Consider the following 19,258-nt stretch of genomic DNA (forward strand, 5'->3'; position numbering starts at 1 on the left):
AGGTGGTGTTGCCATCGCATGATTGCGTTGCCCTGGTGGTGGAATTGGTAGACACAAGGGATTTAAAATCCCTCGACGTTCGCGTTGTGCCGGTTCAAGTCCGGCCCGGGGCACCATCCGCAAATTGAGTGCGTGGATTTAACATCCCGCCGTCGAGTTGACCGGCCGAGTGTCGGGCCATCAATTCCGGCCTGGGGCACCATCTCTCGTATATTGAGATTTTTAAAGTCTCAGAGAACAAAAATCGGTAAGGCGCCTTGGCAGAGTGGCTATGCAGCGGATTGCAAATCCGTGGACCTCGGTTCGACTCCGGGAGGCGCCTCCATTCGATTGAGTACCATCGCATCTCATTATCGAACGTACGATTAGGTTAGTGTGTTTATTTAAATTATTTGAGGCTGATTTAGCTTCTAGAAAATTTGAATAGAATCTGTCGCATTGACCATCGAAAGGGTTAACCCTAACGAAAACCTCAATGTTTCTTCTTAGAAACGATAAAATGGCGCCTTGGCAGAGTGGCTATGCAGCGGATTGCAAATCCGTGGACCTCGGTTCGACTCCGGGAGGCGCCTCCATCTCCTCTTTAATACATAATCACTTCACTTAAGACCTCTGACCATTCACTCAATAAGTCAAAATTTAAGACGTTTGTTCATAAATTTACTCATCAGTAACCGATATTTATTGCGTCAAATTCGACGTAATCCTCATTTTCGACTTAACACCACAATTTTATGTTCCAGTTTTGCACATTCAACTCTATTAACAGAACGTTGTTAATTATAAACTTGGTGCATTACTAAAGGCTAATTGATAACATCATATATAACGTATTGTTAATATATGACATTGTTTGATTTTGGCTCAGGACGAGCCCATTGTTGTTTTAGGGAGAAAAACACGTGTTTAGTCGTAAAAGCAGGCGAATGCTAGCCTTGGTGTTAAGTGCTGCGTCTTGTTCAACTTTCGCTGCTTCAATGGCCAGTTACCCAGAAGAGTGGCTCGATTGGCCTGTTGTAAAAGAGTCACAAAACCTACCAGCAGACACGGTTCTACCTCCAGATACCTCTCTTTTTATACAAGAATCTGTTCGAGCTTATAGCTGGATCAATAATGGTCAGGGTTCGCCACTGACGATCCGAGTTAATCCAGCAAAACTAGAACAATATAAAACCCACGGACCATATACCGATGGTCCAACAGCCGTTGCCATTTCTGAAGTCGATGGCATCGTTTGGGTCACAGAGCACATTGGCGGTATGGCGATATACGGAAGTTATGATCGTCAAGGAAAAGACATCAGTCATACTCATCCATCTCTCGAACCTTCTTTTTGTCAAAGCTGTCACACGACCTATCAAGATATCTGTATCAACGGAACGTGTGCAGAGCCTGTCTTAGGTGTGTACAAAGACAAGTAGTAGCAAAAATGAGCACGCGAGTTTTTGGTTGGCTTACGATTAACCAGATGTTGTTTGTTTCGCATCTGGTGTTAGTGATGTCGATTATCTTTGGTTTGTCATTGACTCGGTTCCAGAGCGAATGGGATATGCGCATTGAACATGCTGCGACCATGGCAAAAACTCACCTTTCTTCTCAAATGACCTTCTTGTCTGGATCGATTGCAGGGCGGAATTACGCAAACTTAATGATGCCATCTACTAAGGCAAATTTGAGTGCTATCGATGATTTGCTTTTTGTCGAAGTGTCTGGCGTATCGGATTACAAAACTCAAGAGGTAGCTGTGCGTTACCTCGCTCAAACCAACCAAGTATGGCGGATTGATGTCAGTGATTACGAAGTAGGCAGCTTAAAGGGACAAAAAGATAATCTACTTCGTATGCTTTCAATGACGCCTGATGAAGATGAGATAAAACGGAATAAGCTCCAATATCTGGTAAACAAAACGAGCATCGACCTCGATGCGTTGCAAGATAGCCAGCGTTTAAACAGGGAGACAGAATTACCTTGGAATAAGGATGTGCTACGTCAAACTGACTTCTATTACGATTCTACCTTGTCAGTGCTGCATGTTTGCCTACCACTTCGTAACAATAACGGTGGCTACATCTGGGCAGTGTTGGATGCAAGCCAGCTCGACCACATCAAGTTAAACCTCATCAAAGAGCTAAGTCGTGAAGCGCTCATTGCCATCTTGATTTCAATGATACTTATCTATGTCGTTACGATGTGGATCGTTAGCCCATTAAAGCGTTTGTCTACTTCGATGAAGAAAGACATTGAGAAAATAGATCAATCCCATATTCCGGAAATCCGACGTTCTGATGAAATTGGCGAGTTGGCACGCTCATATTCTAGCTTGATCACCAAGATCAAAAATCAACTTCGTGTGCTTCGTCAACAAACAGATACTGATACGCTGACAGGGGTTGGTTCTCGGTTTTTGTATAAACGTAGCGCGCCGTTCTTTGTTCGAGATTCACTCAAGACTATGGAGTACGTCTGCTTTGTTCTTTGTGATATCGATAACTTTAAAAAGTTTAACGACACCTATGGCCATACCGAAGGGGATAACGCACTTTGTGACGTGGCGGAAGTATTCCGTTCACAGCTTGGGGCAGACCAGCCGTCTTATCGTTTGGGTGGGGAGGAGTTTGCTCTGCTCGTTTATGGTAACAATCCTGACGTCCTTAATTCTAAAGTCGAACGTTTAAGGCAGGCCGTAGAAACACTCTCTATACCACATATGAAGAATCAACCATCTGGTGTAGTTACTATCTCTGTTGGCGCTGTTCCAATAACACTCTCAGCACAAGAACCAACCTTTGAATCCTGTCAGGCAACGCTAGAGCGTGCTTTTGAAATTGCAGATAAAAACCTATACACCGCCAAAGACACTGGCCGAAATACGGTGATCATGGCGAAGCCTATCCAAATTTAACTGGTATTTGTCCAGTTTTTCACCGGCCCACGCTGGCCAAACTAAATTCAAAAAATAGCAAAGAGAAAGGAGTCTCCATGCATCATATTGGGGAAGATAAACAGTTTTGCGGCTCACAAACACGTTTATGGGTGGATACTGATATCACCATTGGTCACAAGAGTGGTTTAAAGCCATGTGATGTCGATGACGGGTATGCACTGGGCTTGTTACTTCGAAGCCAAGAAGTGGATATTGTTGGAGTAAGCTCTACATTGGGTAACTGCGACGATATTGAAGTGACGACTGAAATCGCACAGTCTTTTATCCAAAAGTTTGGTCCGACATATCTGAGTGTTTCAAAGGGAAGTGCAAGCTTCTTTGACTCTGCTGTGGGGGTTCCAAAAGCCGTTACCGATCTTGCTGATCAACTAAAACAAGAGCCTCTCACTATTTTGGCAATTGGTGCGTTAACCAATATTGCACTGCTGATTAAACATTACCCTGATGTGCTTCACAACATCGAAAAGATCGTTTGTGTTGCAGGCCGCCGCAGTACCGACCAGCATTTTGTCGCGAGCAAACATCAAGCGCGTCCATTTCGCGATCTCAACTTTGAGGTCGACGAAGCGGCTTTCGAAGTACTTTTAAGTAGCGATGTACCTTTAACATTGGTTCCTTTTGAGGTGTGTGCGGATGTCTGGGTGAACTTTTCTGAACTAAGAGCCATGAGCCACGCCAGCAGTTTAAGTCACTTTCTGGAACAACACTCAATGATTTGGTGGACAGAGTGGAAACTACTCTTTGGTGCAAAAGAAGGGTTCATTCCTTTCGATATGGTTGCTGCAGCTTATGTGGTGAATCCAGAATGGTTTGTATCTCATTCTTGGGAGGCCAAGCTGGAGATCGCGGCAAGTGATACGGACAAACACAAAGAGAAAGCCTATCTGGTTTGCAATGAATCGATAGAGCAGGGACGAGAGGTCGACTATGTAGTTGAAGTATCGCCAGATGCTGAACCGGAAATGCTCAAGCGTTTAGCGGAGCGCGACATTGGTGCATTTGTACTTGGGTTATCTCATATCAATGTCATTGTCGATGATGTTGATACTGCGGCTGATTACTACCAGCGAGTACTCGGCTTTGAACGCGCACTTGATGCTCAGCGACAAAAAATGGATTACCGCGGTGTGAGTATGGCCGAGTTTAACCAAGATGCAGGTTTAGCTGGACAAGACGTTGTCGTTGACGTGCTGTTTGTGAAGCATCCTTATGCGTCGGTCTATCTTGAATTGATGAAATATCACACACCAATCGGGACAAAAGACATCCCCCCTCAACCAAAAACTTATGACTTAGGCGGCCCTCGTCATGTCGCGCTAGAAGTTTCAAACTGTGGTGAAGTCTTCCGTTACTTAAAACAACAAGAAGAGGTAACCATGATCAATACGTCGGATGAATATCATCCTGAAAAGCTCGACGGATTCCCGATTTCCTTCTTCTACTGGATAGACAAATACGGCATTCAATGGGAAATGGAAGAAGGACGGAGGGTAGGTACGTCTCGAGGTATTGTCTAATTAACTGAATTTAAATAATTTTTTGAACAGAAAAGGCAAGCATTTTGGTGCTTGCTTTTTGTTTGTTATTAAGAAATATGACAAAAAGGGTGATCTTATTTTATTCGGGTTACATTAATTTTGTTTAAGTTACGAAAGCAAAGGTTTAAATACGGGTTAAAAAGTGCTCCTACCCCTTTAGGGTAGTTTAATTCCGTAATTGATTTACATCATGTATTAATTTTCTTTCACAATTAACAATGCAGACAGTTAAGAACCTAACCCTTAGGAAGTACAATGAGCAAGTTGAAGCTAGTAGTCGTCGGTAACGGTATGGTAGGCCACCGTTACATCGAAGACTTAGTCGAGAAAACCGATGTCTCTAATATGGATATCACGGTTTTTTGTGAAGAACCTCGTGTCGCATACGACCGTGTGCACCTTTCCTCTTACTTTTCTCACCATACTGCAGATGAACTTTCTTTAGTAAAAGAAGGCTTCTACGAGAAACACGGCATCAATATGTTGATCGGCGAGCGTGCGATTAACATCAACCGTGAAAACCGTATTGTTTATTCAAGCACAGGTCGTGAAATCAAATACGACAAGTTGATTCTTGCTACTGGTTCATTCCCATTTGTACCGCCTATCAAAGGTCATGAAAGCAAAGACTGTTTTGTTTACCGCACTATCGAAGATCTAAAAGCGATCGAAGCGTGTGCGAAGAAAAGCAAATCTGGTGTGGTTATCGGTGGTGGTCTTCTAGGCCTTGAAGCTGCAGGCGCGTTAAAAGCTCTGGGTGTAGAAACTCACGTGGTTGAGTTCGCACCAAAACTGATGGCTGAGCAGCTTGACCTTGCTGGTGGCAATCAGCTTCGTCAAAAAATCGAGCGTATGGGCGTGAACGTTCACACCAGCAAAAACACGCTTGAGATTGCCGCAGAAGGGGAAAGCGCACGCAATGTTATGCGTTTCGCTGACGGCACTGAACTAGAAACAGACTTCATTGTATTTTCGGCAGGTATCCGACCTCAAGACAAACTGGCTCGTCAGATGGACCTAGGCGTTGCGCCACGTGGTGGTATTGCCATTAACGACTACTGCCAAACGTCTGATGAAAACATCTACGCTATCGGTGAGTGCGCATCTTGGAACGAAATGTTCTACGGTCTTGTGGCTCCTGGCTACAAGATGGCGACGGTTGCAGTGGATCACCTACTTGGAAACACGGAAAGCAAGTTCGAAGGCGCTGACATGTCTGCGAAGCTAAAACTGCTTGGTGTGAAAGTTGGTTCTATCGGTGATGCGAACGGTCGCACTGAAGGCTGTAAGAGTTACGTTTACCAAAACGAAGAACAAGAAGTTTACAAACGTCTTATCGTATCGGAAGACAACAAGAAACTGCTAGGTGCAGTAATGGTTGGCGATACGTCTGACTATGGTGATCTTCTACAGCTTATGCTGAACGAAATCGACCTACCAGAACACCCAGATGCGTTGATCCTACCAGCACACGCTGGGGCTGAAAAACCTTCTTTGGGTGCAGACGCATTGCCAGAGAGCGCGGTTATTTGTTCATGTTTCGACGTGACAAAAGGCAAGATCGCACAAGCAGTTGCTGATGGTCACCACACATTGGGCGACATCAAAGCCGTGACTGGCGCAGGTACGGGCTGTGGCGGCTGTATCCCTCTAGTAACGTCTGTTCTCAATGCTGAGCTTGCTAAATCTGGTATCGAAGTGAAGAACGACGTGTGTGAGCACTTTGCATACTCGCGCCAAGAGTTGTTCCACCTAATCCGCATTGAAGAGATCAAAACGTTTGATGAGCTTCTAGAGAAATACGGTAAAGGTTATGGCTGTGAAGTTTGTAAACCACTGGCTGGTTCAATCTTGGCTTCTTGTTGGGGTGAGCACATTCTTAAGCCACAACTGGTTAAGCTGCACGACACGAACGATAACTTCCTAGGTAACATCCAAAAAGACGGTACTTATTCAGTAATCCCACGTATGGCGGGTGGTGAAGTAACGCCTCAAGCTTTGGGCGTGCTTGCCGCTGTTGCAGAAGAATACAGCTTATACACCAAAGTCACTGGTGCACAGCGTATTGGTCTGTTTGGTGCGCAAAAAGATGATCTTCCAGAAATCTGGCGCAAGCTTATCGATGCTGGTTTTGAAACGGGTCAAGCGTACGCTAAAGCACTTCGTATGGCAAAGACATGTGTGGGCTCAACTTGGTGTCGTTACGGCGTTCAAGATTCTGTTGGCCTAGGTTCTTACATCGAGAATCGTTACAAAGGCATTCGTACCCCTCATAAGATGAAGTTCGGTGTTTCTGGCTGTACTCGTGAGTGTGCGGAAGCACAAGGTAAAGACCTTGGCATTATCGCGACTGACGCCGGCTGGAACATGTACGTATGTGGTAACGGCGGTATGAAACCTCGTCATGCAGACCTACTAGCGAGCGACTTAGACAAAGAGACTCTGATCAAGTACATCGACCGTTTCATGATGTTCTACATCCGTACTGCTGCGCCACTACAACGTACATCAGTTTGGATGGAAAACATGGAAGGTGGCGTTGACTACCTACGCGAAGTGATTGTTAACGACAAACTTGGCATTAATGCTCAGCTAGAAACTGATGTTGCGAAACTGGTCGATGAGTACGAGTGTGAGTGGACTGCAACCATCAATGATGAATCACAGCTGACTCGTTTTGCACACTTCGTTAACTCAGACAAACGCGATGACAATGTTGTGTTTGTGCAAGAACGCGAACAGCACCGCCCAGCAACCTTCACGGAGAAGCACCCTGAAGCGAAAGGCGACATCCTACACGTAGCGATTACAGAAGCATAAGGGAAGGTTGATTATGCCATTTGAAAAGATTTGCCAAATCAGCGACATCGTACCGGGCACAGGTGTTTGTGCACTGGTTGATGGTCAACAAGTAGCGGTATTTCGTCCAACTGAAGCGGAAGAAGTGCTAGCGATTAGCAACACAGACCCTTTTTTCCAATCAAACGTGCTCTCTCGCGGTTTGATCTGTGAGCACCAAGGCGAGCTTTGGGTGGCAAGCCCACTTAAGAAACAACGCTTTAACCTGAAAACAGGTGCGTGCATGGAAGACGAACACTTTAACGTGAAAGCGTACAAAACGCGTGTAACAAAAGGCAAAGTCGAAATCTCAGCATAAGAGCTTGGTTAAATTCCCTTCTCTTCGGGGGAGGGAATGAACCGAAATCTAGATTTAATAGGTAAAGGTTTTTCGATGTTCACCTGCGGGGGACAAGGAAGCAAGGTGTTACTGAGTTAACGGGAAGCCTTTCTCTATTCAATCTTTAATTTTTAACTTTCAACTTTTGAATAAGGACACATTCATGTCTACAGACTTTAAACCTGCTGAATTCGTACAAACCATGATTAACGTGGGTGAAGCGAAAACAAACACCAGCACTCGCGATTTGCTACTTCGCGGCACAATGGCAGGTATTATCCTGTCACTTGCGGTCGTTGTTGCGATTACGACTATCGTTCAAACTGGCGTTGGTATTGTAGGTGCACTTGTCTTCCCTGTTGGTTTCGTGATTCTAAGTGTGATGGGTTACGACCTCGTTACTGGCGTATTCGGTCTTGCTCCTTTAGCTAAGTTTGCAAACCGCCCAGGCATCACTTGGGGCCGCATCTTCCGTTGTTGGGGGCTTGTCGGTTTGGGTAACCTTATCGGTTCTCTAATCGTTGCTTACCTAGTTGCTATCTCTCTAACAGGTAACTTCTCTCTAGAACTGAACGCAGTAGCGAAGAAATTTGTCGCTGTTTCTACCGCGCGTAGCCTTGGTTTTGAAAACATGGGGATGGACGGATGGATCACGTGTTTCGTACGCGGCATCTTCTGTAACCTAATGGTATGTCTGGGCGTTATCGGCAACATGACTGCCCGTTCAGTATCTGGTCGTGTGGCAATGATGTGGTTCCCAATCTTCATCTTCTTCGCACTAGTATTTGAGCACACAGTAGTAAACATGTTCCTATTCCCACTAGGTATGATTCTAGGTGCGGATTTTGGTATCGCGACTTGGTTGAACTTCAACCTTATCCCAACCATCCTAGGTAACATTGTTGGTGGTCTAGTAATGACTTGTATTCCACTGTACCTAACTCACGCTAAAACTGCGCCTTCTATCAATGCTGAAGAAGAAGTAAAAGCACAACCTGCAATGGCTAAATAACCATTAACGGGTAACTCGCTTAATATGGTCCCGCTTCTGGATGGGCGGGACTATTCTTTAACTTGGATTTCAATTTTTAACTTTCACTTTCGCGACATATTTTATTGGTTTAGCTATAAAAAGTAATAACTCCTTAGAGTGGTTTTAGCCCTAAGTGCATAACGCGAGTGTTACTCTTTATATCTAAATTTTTCGATAGGCGTTGATATGACTACTGCTCACTCATCTTTAAACAGCGGCTTTGTTTCTCTTGTTGGTGCAGGTCCAGGTGATCCTGATTTGCTCACCGTAAAAGGCTTAAAAGCCATTCAAGCGGCTGAAGTTGTGGTTTACGACCGATTGGTGTCGAAAGACATTCTGGAATTGGCTCACGCATCAGCAGAGATGATCTACGTAGGCAAAAAATTGGACTTTCACTGCGTACCTCAAGATCAAATCAACCAAATCTTGGTGCAGAAAGCGCAAGAAGGTAAACGCGTTGTGCGTCTAAAGGGCGGTGATTCATTTATCTTTGGCCGTGGTGGTGAAGAGCTAGAAGAACTAGCGGAATTTGGTATCAAATACGAAGTGGTTCCGGGTATCACAGCAGCAGCGGGTGCAACGGCATACGCTGGTATTCCATTAACACACCGTGACCATGCACAAAGCGTACAGTTCATCACGGGTCATGTACAAAAAGATGGGCGCGAAATTGAATGGCGTTCGCTAGCACAATCCAACAACACGCTTGTGTTCTACATGGGTTTGAAGCAAAGCGACCACATTATGGATAAGCTGATCACTCACGGGTTAGATCCTGAGATGTCATGCGCCATTATTGAAAACGGTACGCGCCCAGAGCAGCGCGTGTTCCAAGGAAAGTTGAATGAGCTATCGAGCATGGCAGAGCAAGCCGTGAGCCCGGCATTGATTGTGGTTGGTAGCGTTACTCAGCTGCACAACAAATTGGATTGGTTCGGCAAGTAGCCGAAGACTTAATCTTAAGCGTTAGATCGCGCAAGGACTGCGTTTCTGCTGCATCTCCCTTTTACGCATTGGCATTTCATCGATCAGATTGTTGATGAATTGCCAATCGGTTTTCGCTCCCCAGCGGTGTTTCTCTTCACCATCTTTACCTAATAGAATCGCCGTGTGTTGGCCTTGTTTCACTTCGTAAAGTTTGGCTAACATTTTCAAATCAAACTCTTCTTTAAGCCATGATGGTTGCGTGTAACCGTCTTCGGCAATAACGAGCGTTATCACGTCTCTGTCTTCAAGTTCACACTCATTCATTAGAGCTTCTAGCAAAAACTGTTTCACATGATTGTCGTTTTCTGGCGCAAAATATAAGACGCTGCGGTGTGGCCAATATTGAGAGTGGGCAGGGTAACCAAACGCGGCACTTGATATGAGGCATGAAAGCAACAGGGCTATAGTAGGCTTGTTCATGGTTTCCCTCCTTGAAACGCGAAACTCCGATTATCAGGTTATACGATAAGTTTAGTGGAATTAGTTCATTGTGCTTTGGCGCAAGTTCGCTTAGGGTATGGCACAAACAAATAAGGCATAGAACTTGATGAATTCGGAAAGCAAACAAAAGATCGCCATCTTGGTTGATGTGCAGAATGTGTATTACACCTGCCGCGAAGCGTACCGCAGCAATTTTGATTACAACCAGTTTTGGTATGTTGCGACACAAGGGAAAGAAGTGGCGAGTGCAAAAGCTTATGCGATTGCGAGTAATGACCCGAAGCAGCGTCAGTTTCATCATATCCTGCGTGGTGTCGGCTTCGAAGTCATGCTTAAACCGTTTATTCAGCGACGTGACGGTAGCGCAAAAGGCGATTGGGATGTGGGTATTACACTTGATGCCATCGAAGTAGCACAAGACGTAGATGAAGTCGTATTGGTCTCTGGTGATGGTGACTTTTGCTTGCTGGTTGAGCGAATTCAGCAGCGCTTCAATAAGAGAGTCACAGTGTATGGCGTACCTAGGCTTACGTCTCAAACCTTGATCGATTGTGCCGATAACTTCGTCGCTATCGATGAAGACTTTCTTCTCTAATCTCGCCTAGCTGTATAGCTTCGAGAATCAAAGAAAGGGCGAGTCACTTCAGGCTGTACGCAAACGTACAATGACTCGCCCCTTATTTCTGATTCAGATGATTTACGAAGGAATGATCATTTGTCCTATTAAGTAACCCAAACAACACGCACCAATCACGCCGATTAAACCCACTGACATGAATGAGTGGTTGAAGTACCACTTACCAATCTTAGTTGTACCTGAGGTATCGAAGTTCACAGTTGCGATATCCGAAGGGTAGTTTGGAATAAAGAAGTAGCCGTAAACCGCTGGCATCAAGCCGATAAGCAGTGCTGGCTCCAAACCTAGACCTAAACCGACTGGCAACATCATACGCGCTGTCGCTGCTTGAGAGTTCACCACAACCGATACGATGAATAGCGCAAGCGCGAACGTCCAAGGGTAGTTGGTTACCATCTCTACGATGCCGGATTTAAATTGAGGCATTGCGTATTGGAAGTAGGTATCTGACATCCATGCAATACCGAAGATAGCAATCGCCGCCACCATACCTGATTTGAACACTACGCCATTTGGTACGTCGCGAGGATCGGTCTTAGTCGCAAGCAGAATGATACCGCCGAAGCAGAGCATCATCATTTGGATAACCACCGCCATACTGATTGGTTTGCCGCCGTCGACAATAGTTCGAACTCCCGGCCACATAGCAATCACTACAATCACGAGAATCGATAGAATGAATAGCAATACTGAATTACGTGCGCTTACGGGCAATATTTCATCGAGCGAAGTTGCGGTTGTATTCAGGATCTTGTCTCTCCAAACCGGATCTTTTAGACGTTCTTGGTATTCTTCATCGTCTTCTAACTCTTTACCGCGTTTTAGGCTGTATAGAGACATCAACAAGGTACCAAATACGGTTGCTGGCACGGTAACGAGCAAAATAGAAAGTAGGGTGATCTCGTGTTGGATATCAGACAATTGTGCAAGGTAGTAAACCACTGCTGCTGAAATTGGTGATGCAGTAATGGCGATTTGAGAAGCAACCGATGCTGCTGCCATAGGACGCTCAGGACGAATGCCGTTTTTAAGCGCAACGTCGCCAATGATTGGCATGATAGAGTAAACCGCGTGACCAGTACCAAGTAGGAAAGTCATAAAGTAAGTCACGAACGGCGCAATAAGCGTGACGCGTTTAGGGTTCTTACGTAATACGCGCTCTGCCACCTGCAACATGTATTTTAAGCCACCTGCGGCTTCAAGAATGGAGGCACAAGTGACCACCGCGAGGATGATCAGCATTACGGTCACAGGCGGAGAGGTTGGAGGCATCTTGAAGATGAAAACCTCAATGACCAAACCAATACCAGAAACGACACCAAGACCAATGCCGCCATACCGTGAGCCGATATACAGCATCACGAGCAAAAATAGAAACTCAAGATACAACATGTTTAATTTCCTTATTAGAAACAGGGACTTCTATTGTTTCGGTATTCAAGGAAAAAATACTTAGCTTTGTTCACATTCTGTTTTATAGGAAACAGCAATGTCCAATAATTGGGAATAACTCACGCTGAGCCGTGTCAGTGTTAATGGTGCATTGAAAGGGTGTTGTTGGAATGTTTGAATCGTCCGTGTCTAAGGTTAAACCTGACCATTTTGGTGCACTGATTGGAGTTATTTCTGTTTGAATTTTGCTCTATATGCTTGTTGGCTTGAGTTTGGACTCAATAAAAGCAGCGAGTTTTTCCTGTTGATCGTTATTTGATTATTAGTGTAAAGGAATAAATCATACTGATAACCATTTGCATTCGCCTTGATGCTTGAGTATAACTGCTTGCAAATGATAGCGTCAGTAAGTACAGCCATGTCTGAGCAATTTTTCCAACAACTATTTCATTACTCTAAAGAGGTCACGCCTTTTTTACATGGCAGTATTGGTGTTATTGAACCGGGTGCTATCCATCTCGATAATGACATCAATCCAATTGTTCAAGAACTTTATCAAACGCTCTCAAAGGTGCATCCAGAGGCCGGTAAAGCCTATTGGCTTACTCGAACATGGGACTTACTGTGTTGGCAACCGATGTTTGTGGCATTCATTTCTATTTATGGCTTTCACACGCTACCTAACCTAAGAGGCATGGGACAGTACGTTCACTCAGGTTTTGTCACGGGTTACCGTTTCCCTGATGAACAACATGTTCACGGGGAAATTGAGGACTTAATAAAAGAAGCGGGTGGGCAAATACGTGAGGTTTACGACTTTTACCAAATTCAAATGAGCGAATGGACAAGAATTCGCCCCGGGTTTACTCAACAATTGATGTCTGATGGCGTTATGTCTTGCTTACTACGACTACAACAAAACTTTCCGCAATTTACTAATGAGATGATTCAAGCCCAAGCCAATTTGTGGTTAGAGGCGCTTGGATTGAATACGACCAACGTCTCGTCTTTGTATAATGTAGGCGAAGAGCAGCCACTAAAATTAGTACGCAAGAGCTGTTGTCTGGTTTACAAATGTGAAGGAAGACAACTCTGCGAAGACTGCCCAAGAACGGATAAAAATAAACAGTTAATCAGATCGAGAAACATGCGGGGCTAACATATTGATAACATATGTAACAATGCTCGATATGTGAGTGCGAATGAGTATTATTGTCATCTCTTTAAGTTTATAAAAAGATAAAGACAATGATAAAAAGGAAGTTTTCTCTTAATCTCATCGTGCTCGCGATGAGCAGTGGCTATGCAGCACAGGCCCTCGCTGACCAACCTATTCTTCAACAGAAAAATGCCGACGAACAAATGGTGGTCGTAGGTAGCGTTGTTCCTAAATCCATTTCGGATATACCCGGCACCGTTTGGTTTGTCGATCAAGAACAAATTTCTCAACAATATCGTGCGGGTAAAACGCTGGGTGATATTCTCTCTGCGACAATTCCGTCATTGGACATTGGTACCGGCGGAAGAACCAACTACGGTCAAAACTTACGCGGCCGAGCCATGCTTGTGATGATAGATGGGGTATCGCTGCAATCTTCTCGCCCCATCAGCCGTCAACTTGAAGCCATAGACCCATTTAATATTGAACGAATTGAAGTGCTTTCAGGAGCCACATCGATTTATGGTGCTGGCGCGACAGGTGGTGTGATTAATATCGTAACTAAGAAAGCGGCTTCTGAAGATCTTGCATTTGAGTCTTTTGTTAGTGGTACATCGGGTTTTAATAGCAGTGAAGACTTCGATTACAAAGTCGCACAGTCTATTTCTGGTGGCACCGAAAAAGTCACAGCACGTGGCGCCGTCGTGTACAGTGAAACGCAAGGTTTTTACGATGGGAACGGTCACATTGTCACACCAGATATCTCTCAAGGATCACTTCAGTATAATTCGACGCTCGATGTCATGGGGTCAACAGAAATTCAAACGTCTGAAACCAGCCAACTTAATCTTGTTGCCCAGTATTACGATAGCCAGCAAGATTCGCCGTATGGTTTGTACATTGTCGGGCGCGACTTTGTGGATGTACGTAAAGGGTTTGATTCAGATCGTGAACACGGCACAGAGCGTTTGCTCTTAAGCGCCAGCTACAGCCATGACGCGGTATTTGGTCATCAATTAATTGGTGAGGTTTCTTACCGTAGTGAAGACCAGACGTTTACTCCCTATTTCCAAAGTGCATCTCAACAAGAAACCGAAGTCTTTTCTGGTCGCTTAGCGTTAGCGAAGGCTTGGCAGTCATTCAATTTAGTTTATGGGGTAGATGCCTACCTAGACCGATTTGACAGCAACCAAGCACTGTTTAATCCCACCATTGCAAATGACTCTGGCAACCTAGTAAATAAAACATACGCTCAAGTCGGTCGTTACCCTGGTGTCGATGTGTCTTCTTATGCGTTGTTTGTTCAAGGTGATTACCAAATTAACCACGATTGGTCTGTGCAAGCTGGTTATCGCTACCAATATATAGATAACCAGATTGATGATTTTGTCGCATACAGCGTGCAAAAGAAAATTGCGGCGGGCGTAGGAGCATCTGCTGATTCCGTACCGGGTGGCAGTACTGATTATTCGGTAAGTCTGTTTAACCTAGGCACGATTTATCAGATCAATAATGAATCGCAAGTTTGGGCGAACTTCTCGCAAGGTTTCCAATTAGCAGACCCCGCGAAGTATTATGGTCAAGGGACATATGAAGCGGTCGATGCAAATGGTCATTATGTATTGCAAGACAGTATTAACGTCTCTGATTCAAAAATGTCTGGTATTAAAACGGACAGTTATGAGATTGGTTACAGACTGGATAAAGATGCGCTCTCATTACAAGCCGCGGGTTACTATTCATTATCCGACAACTCAATCAAATACGACCGTAACACACTTTTGATTACGAATGTCGATGATGAACAACGCGTCTACGGTGCTGAAGCGAACATCAACTACTGGGTGACTAGCGATGTTCTCGTCGGTGCATCTGGTCACTATGTGGTGTCTGAGCTAAAAACTGACGGCAAATGGGAAGATTTAAATGCAGGCAAAGCAAGTTCATCAAAGGCGAATGCTTGGGCGGCCTGGTATCAAAACGACTACGCGTTACGCCTACAGAGCCAAACCATGTTTGATTATGAAGATGATGCCAATAACAAGTTAGACGGCTACACAACGTTTGATCTATTGGGTAACGTGACGCTACCTATGGGGCAGTTAGGATTCGGAATCCAAAACTTATTTAACGAGGATTACACCACGGTGTGGGGACAACGTGCGCAAATCCTGTATGCGACTCACTATGAGTCTTCTGCTTATGACTACAAGGGAAGAGGTCGTACGTTCACGCTTAACTACAGCCTTGAGTACTAGACGTCAGTATTCGAAATACAAATAAGCACGTTAAATTTGGATAAAAAAGCCGCGTTATGCGGCTTTTCTTATTTAAGCTTCATCAGTGGTTTGCGTTTCAGCCACATTTTCAGACGTTTGTTCTGCCGTCTGGTTTTGCTCTTCAGCTTCCATCTTCGCACGCTCTGCTTTTGAGATGTAGCGAGGCTTGTTGCTCTTATGAAGCTTTGCATTTTGTTTTTTCAACTTCGCTTTTAAGATCGAGTTGATTTTCTTCTTGCGGTTCATGGTGTTGGTCCTTTAATTTAGCGGGGCAGGATAGTGATTTTTCCACCAAGTTACAAGCCTAATGGATTCCTTATGAAAACACTTATTACAGAACGCCTGACACTTCGCCTTGTTAGTGTAGAAGATGCGTCTTTTATTTTAGAACTCTACAATCAGCCTGACTTTTATCGTTTCGTCGGTGACAAGCAGATTCGCACCTTAGAAGAAGCAAAACGCTACATTCAAGACAACATGTTAAGGATGCAAGAACTCAAGGGCGTCAGTTTGCTGGTGGCAGAAACCAATCATGATAAACAACCTATAGGCATTTGTGGTTTGGTCAAACGCGACACATTAACGGCGTTTGATATTGGTTACGGTTATCTACCTCATGCCTACGGGAAAGGTTACGCCATAGAAGCTGCTGCAGCAGTCGTAGAGTTTGCTCGTGACGAGATGAGAATAGAAAACTTGGTCGCCATCACCAATAATGACAATATTCGTAGTATAAGTTTGCTAGAAAAATTGGGCTTTCAGTTTGAACGTATTGAGCAGACTTACGATAATGGCCGAACTTTACAACTCTACACCATGACGCTGTAATCAAAGGGTGAACAATGAGCGACATTCTACTGGGCAAACTCGCCACTGAATTTAAAACCGTTAAAGCTATGGTTGAGGTCTATTGCAAAGATCACCATGATACGAAAGGTGAGTTGTGTACAGAATGTCGTGAATTATTAGAATATGCAGAAGTACGCCTTGATCGTTGTCCTTACGGAGAAGACAAGCCGACTTGCAACAAATGTCCGATTCACTGTTACAAGCCAGTGCCTAAAGAACAAATGCGTTTAGTGATGCGTTATTCGGGGCCGAGAATGTTGCTTAAACACCCAATCTTGGCAATTCGACACTTGATGCATGAGAAACGCGAGGTGCCTGAAAAACCTGCTGCCAATGCGTCGAATCGCCACAAACGGATGAGTGCAGAGCGCGAGGGTAAGAAATCCTAGCCAACATAAGAATTAAGAAGTTGTCACTACCGTTAAATTCTTAATCCAATACTTTTGCGTGTACCTGCGGTAACACAATGCTAGTTTCACCACTTCTTCGGCGATCATGAGCGCATAAACGTATTTGAATTCCCAACCTAATACAAACGCAGCAACCGCACACAAAGGTAAGCCTGTCATCCACATCGCGATAAAGTCCATACGCAAACAAAATACATTGTCTCCGCCAGCACGGATAATACCGTTGATGATAATCATGTTAAGCATGCGTAGCCAAATCGCACTGCATAGAATCACGACAGCTGGCGCAGCTAAAGGATAGAGTTCAGGGTTATCAAGGTTCAGTGCGGCGATGATTAACTCACGATTAAGCAGCAGAAATGCGCCAATCGAAATGCCAAACACAAATACTGATTTAATGAAAAAGCTGGCCATGTATTCAGCCTGTTCAAAGGCGTTGCGACCCAATGATTGGCCAATCATCACAGAGCACGCGACCGATATACCAAAGAAGATGGAATAACATAGCGACTCAAACGGGCCTAACATGCTGAATACCGCCAGTTCTGTCGTGCCCATGTGACCAAAAATCATTTGATACACCATGGTGCCAATAGCCCAAAGTAGCGCACCTAAGGTCATTGGCAGTGCTAAGCGGCGGTAAGAGAGCCACAGCGAAGGACGCTCAGAACCTTCTTTCACTTCCAATAACCAATGCTTACGCCAACGCATGTAACCAACCATTGCAAGCACTTGGAACAGGCGAGAAATCGTTGTCGCCAAAGCCGCACCTGCAACGCCCATTGCTGGTACACCGAAACCACCTTTGATGAGCCAGAAGTTAAGTGCGATATTGAGAACAATCGTCACCGCCCCCAAAAGTAAAGGAGTGACGGTGTCACCAGAAGAGCGCATGCTCGCTTCTAAAACAATGATGATATGAGTGAGTAACAGAACAGGAAATGCATACCAAAGGTAAGTGGAGCCGAGTTCGATGACTTGCGTATCGTTGGTTTGTAGACGCATGATAAGTTCGCTACCGACTGTGATTATCAGGGTAACAGGAATCAAGACTTTTAAACCAAATCGAATCGCTATACCAGTAACGGTTTTGGCGCTTACCGCGTCTTCACGTCCCCAATATTGAGCAACGAGTGTGCCGTTTGCCGATGCTAAACCCGCCATGATCATAATCGCGACAAAATGCCATTTTGACGCGATTCCCACAGCTGCGGTTGCTTCTTTACCAAAGTCACTAACCATGAGAACATCAGCCAAGGCGAGAATAGCCACCAACGCACTCTGGATCGCGACAGGGAAACCCAAGCGGATGATCTGCTTAAGTAGCCCGCTAGATAAAGAGTTGTTGCTGTTTTTGATGCCAATATTGTTCGTCATAGTTACTCCTCGAAATTTGTGAGGAATATAAAGCCAATAGGGACAGAAATACATGTGCGAAAAACCACAAAACCTGTGCAAATCCGTCATCGAACAATTTGCCATCAAAACAGAGTGGCACGACGATGTGCATTTAGCACCCGCATGTAAAGAACGATTCCTGACTCTAACTGAAATCCCCGAATGGAAACGAGCCGATATCTTTATGGCGGGGCTTGCTGAACTGCGCGATGGTTACCATGTCGAGCGAGACAAAGTGGGCGTTCATACCTTGTTGTTTACCATTGAAGGTGGCGGTGTTTTGATTACACCGGATTTTGTTAAAGAAATTGAGCCTTATACGCTGACTATTTTGCCCGTAGATACGTGTTTTCGATTTGAAATGAATCCAAGCAAAGGACTCTGGAAGATGGTTTGGCTTCTGCCACAAAATACAGAGGCTTGGCAGTATCTCTCTGACTTGGGGCAAACCGTGGTGCCGTTTAGGGGCTCTGAGCAGGTATGGTCACTGATGACCTTACTCTACAACGAAATAGGGGGACGAACGGGGTTTCGTCAGTTGTTGATCAGTGAAGTGCAACGATTGGTAAAAAGTGTTGAAACCCCAATCAGTACATCGCTATCGCGCGTTCAAACACTCTTTAACGAAGTTGAAGGTCAGTTACACTTGCCGTGGACCATTGCCGAAATGGCCAAGCAGTGTTTTATCAGTGAAGAACAGTTCAACCGTTTATCTAAACAGCTTTTCAATATGAGTCCGAGAAGCAAGTTAATTGAGCTTCGTATGCACAAGGCCGCAGACTTATTGCAGTATCCAGCTTGGTCAGTCGCTATGATTGCGAACCGATTGGGTTATCGCGATCCTTACAACTTCACTCATCGATTTAAAAAGTTCTACGGCACTTCGCCAACACGTTATCGCAAGAGGTTACTGGAGAATCAAAACCAATGAGTCGTTTTGATTTCTAATGATCACCTAATGATCGATAAAGTAGAGAATTCAGAAACAAAAAAACGAGGGCATTGACCCTCGT

The 19,258-nt window shown here is 44.7% G+C and carries 17 protein-coding genes and 3 tRNA genes; 16 read left to right on the top strand and 4 right to left on the bottom strand.

What is annotated here, in order from left to right:
• Nucleotides 1-29 precede the first annotated feature (29 nt).
• From C1S73_RS23190 to cobA, 10 genes are all read left to right on the top strand, one after another.
• Nucleotides 30-116, top strand: a tRNA-Leu gene (locus C1S73_RS23190).
• Nucleotides 117-251: 135 nt separating this feature from the next.
• A tRNA-Cys gene (locus tag C1S73_RS23195) sits at nucleotides 252-325 on the top strand.
• A gap of 176 nt (nucleotides 326-501) precedes the next feature.
• A tRNA-Cys gene (locus tag C1S73_RS23200) sits at nucleotides 502-575 on the top strand.
• A 351-nt stretch (nucleotides 576-926) separates the two neighbouring features.
• Nucleotides 927-1,421 carry a hypothetical protein gene (locus C1S73_RS23205; RefSeq protein ID WP_038865804.1) on the top strand — a complete coding sequence of 165 codons (495 nt, stop codon included), beginning with the start codon at nucleotides 927-929 and terminating at the stop codon, nucleotides 1,419-1,421.
• Between the two features lie 128 nt (nucleotides 1,422-1,549).
• On the top strand, nucleotides 1,550-2,902 hold the full coding sequence (locus C1S73_RS23210; protein WP_227740517.1) for a sensor domain-containing diguanylate cyclase: 1,353 nt from the start codon (nucleotides 1,550-1,552) through the stop codon (nucleotides 2,900-2,902).
• 77 nt (nucleotides 2,903-2,979) lie between these two features.
• Nucleotides 2,980-4,461 carry a nucleoside hydrolase gene (locus tag C1S73_RS23215; RefSeq protein ID WP_038865802.1) on the top strand — a complete coding sequence of 494 codons (1,482 nt, stop codon included), beginning with the start codon at nucleotides 2,980-2,982 and terminating at the stop codon, nucleotides 4,459-4,461.
• Between the two features lie 276 nt (nucleotides 4,462-4,737).
• Entirely contained in the window at nucleotides 4,738-7,302 is a 2,565-nt protein-coding gene (gene nirB / locus C1S73_RS23220) for a nitrite reductase large subunit NirB (RefSeq protein WP_038865800.1), read from the top strand.
• A 13-nt stretch (nucleotides 7,303-7,315) separates the two neighbouring features.
• Nucleotides 7,316-7,639, top strand: a complete 324-nt coding sequence (gene nirD, locus C1S73_RS23225; protein ID WP_038865798.1) for a nitrite reductase small subunit NirD — start codon at nucleotides 7,316-7,318, stop codon at nucleotides 7,637-7,639.
• Nucleotides 7,640-7,823: 184 nt separating this feature from the next.
• The gene (locus C1S73_RS23230; protein ID WP_038865796.1) at nucleotides 7,824-8,672 is read left to right on the top strand and encodes a formate/nitrite transporter family protein; all 849 of its coding nucleotides are present in this window, start codon (nucleotides 7,824-7,826) and stop codon (nucleotides 8,670-8,672) included.
• 207 nt (nucleotides 8,673-8,879) lie between these two features.
• On the top strand, nucleotides 8,880-9,638 hold the full coding sequence (gene cobA / locus C1S73_RS23235) for a uroporphyrinogen-III C-methyltransferase (protein ID WP_038865793.1): 759 nt from the start codon (nucleotides 8,880-8,882) through the stop codon (nucleotides 9,636-9,638).
• A 21-nt stretch (nucleotides 9,639-9,659) separates the two neighbouring features.
• Here cobA and C1S73_RS23240 read toward each other — a convergent pair whose 3' ends face one another.
• Entirely contained in the window at nucleotides 9,660-10,100 is a 441-nt protein-coding gene (locus C1S73_RS23240) for a DUF4174 domain-containing protein (RefSeq protein WP_038865792.1), read from the bottom strand.
• A gap of 127 nt (nucleotides 10,101-10,227) precedes the next feature.
• Here C1S73_RS23240 and C1S73_RS23245 point away from each other — a divergent pair, with 127 nt between their 5' ends.
• The gene (locus C1S73_RS23245; RefSeq protein WP_038865790.1) at nucleotides 10,228-10,716 is read left to right on the top strand and encodes a LabA-like NYN domain-containing protein; all 489 of its coding nucleotides are present in this window, start codon (nucleotides 10,228-10,230) and stop codon (nucleotides 10,714-10,716) included.
• Nucleotides 10,717-10,818: 102 nt separating this feature from the next.
• Here C1S73_RS23245 and C1S73_RS23250 read toward each other — a convergent pair whose 3' ends face one another.
• The gene (locus C1S73_RS23250; RefSeq protein ID WP_038865787.1) at nucleotides 10,819-12,150 is read right to left on the bottom strand and encodes an anaerobic C4-dicarboxylate transporter; all 1,332 of its coding nucleotides are present in this window, start codon (nucleotides 12,148-12,150) and stop codon (nucleotides 10,819-10,821) included.
• A 418-nt stretch (nucleotides 12,151-12,568) separates the two neighbouring features.
• On the opposite strand from C1S73_RS23250, the gene C1S73_RS23255 reads away from it, so the two are divergent.
• Together C1S73_RS23255 and C1S73_RS23260 are read left to right on the top strand one after the other, a co-directional pair.
• Nucleotides 12,569-13,309, top strand: a complete 741-nt coding sequence (locus C1S73_RS23255; RefSeq protein ID WP_038865806.1) for a siderophore ferric iron reductase — start codon at nucleotides 12,569-12,571, stop codon at nucleotides 13,307-13,309.
• Nucleotides 13,310-13,398: 89 nt separating this feature from the next.
• Entirely contained in the window at nucleotides 13,399-15,567 is a 2,169-nt protein-coding gene (locus C1S73_RS23260) for a TonB-dependent receptor (protein ID WP_038865785.1), read from the top strand.
• A gap of 72 nt (nucleotides 15,568-15,639) precedes the next feature.
• Here the strand turns inward: C1S73_RS23260 and C1S73_RS23265 are convergent, their stop codons facing one another.
• Nucleotides 15,640-15,834 (bottom strand): DUF2986 domain-containing protein, encoded by a 195-nt coding sequence (locus C1S73_RS23265; RefSeq protein WP_038865783.1) that lies wholly within the window; start codon nucleotides 15,832-15,834, stop codon nucleotides 15,640-15,642.
• A 72-nt stretch (nucleotides 15,835-15,906) separates the two neighbouring features.
• On the opposite strand from C1S73_RS23265, the gene C1S73_RS23270 reads away from it, so the two are divergent.
• Nucleotides 15,907-16,416 (top strand): GNAT family N-acetyltransferase, encoded by a 510-nt coding sequence (locus C1S73_RS23270; protein ID WP_038865781.1) that lies wholly within the window; start codon nucleotides 15,907-15,909, stop codon nucleotides 16,414-16,416.
• Between the two features lie 14 nt (nucleotides 16,417-16,430).
• Nucleotides 16,431-16,826, top strand: a complete 396-nt coding sequence (locus tag C1S73_RS23275) for a nitrous oxide-stimulated promoter family protein (protein WP_038865780.1) — start codon at nucleotides 16,431-16,433, stop codon at nucleotides 16,824-16,826.
• A 12-nt stretch (nucleotides 16,827-16,838) separates the two neighbouring features.
• On the opposite strand, the gene C1S73_RS23280 is transcribed toward C1S73_RS23275, so the two are convergent.
• The gene (locus tag C1S73_RS23280; protein ID WP_038865777.1) at nucleotides 16,839-18,224 is read right to left on the bottom strand and encodes an MATE family efflux transporter; all 1,386 of its coding nucleotides are present in this window, start codon (nucleotides 18,222-18,224) and stop codon (nucleotides 16,839-16,841) included.
• A gap of 52 nt (nucleotides 18,225-18,276) precedes the next feature.
• On the opposite strand from C1S73_RS23280, the gene C1S73_RS23285 reads away from it, so the two are divergent.
• The gene (locus C1S73_RS23285) at nucleotides 18,277-19,176 is read left to right on the top strand and encodes a helix-turn-helix transcriptional regulator (protein WP_042604242.1); all 900 of its coding nucleotides are present in this window, start codon (nucleotides 18,277-18,279) and stop codon (nucleotides 19,174-19,176) included.
• The last annotated feature ends 82 nt before the right edge of the window (nucleotides 19,177-19,258 follow it).

Source organism: Vibrio jasicida 090810c, assembly GCF_002887615.1.
Taxonomy (GTDB): Bacteria; Pseudomonadota; Gammaproteobacteria; order Enterobacterales; family Vibrionaceae; genus Vibrio; species Vibrio jasicida.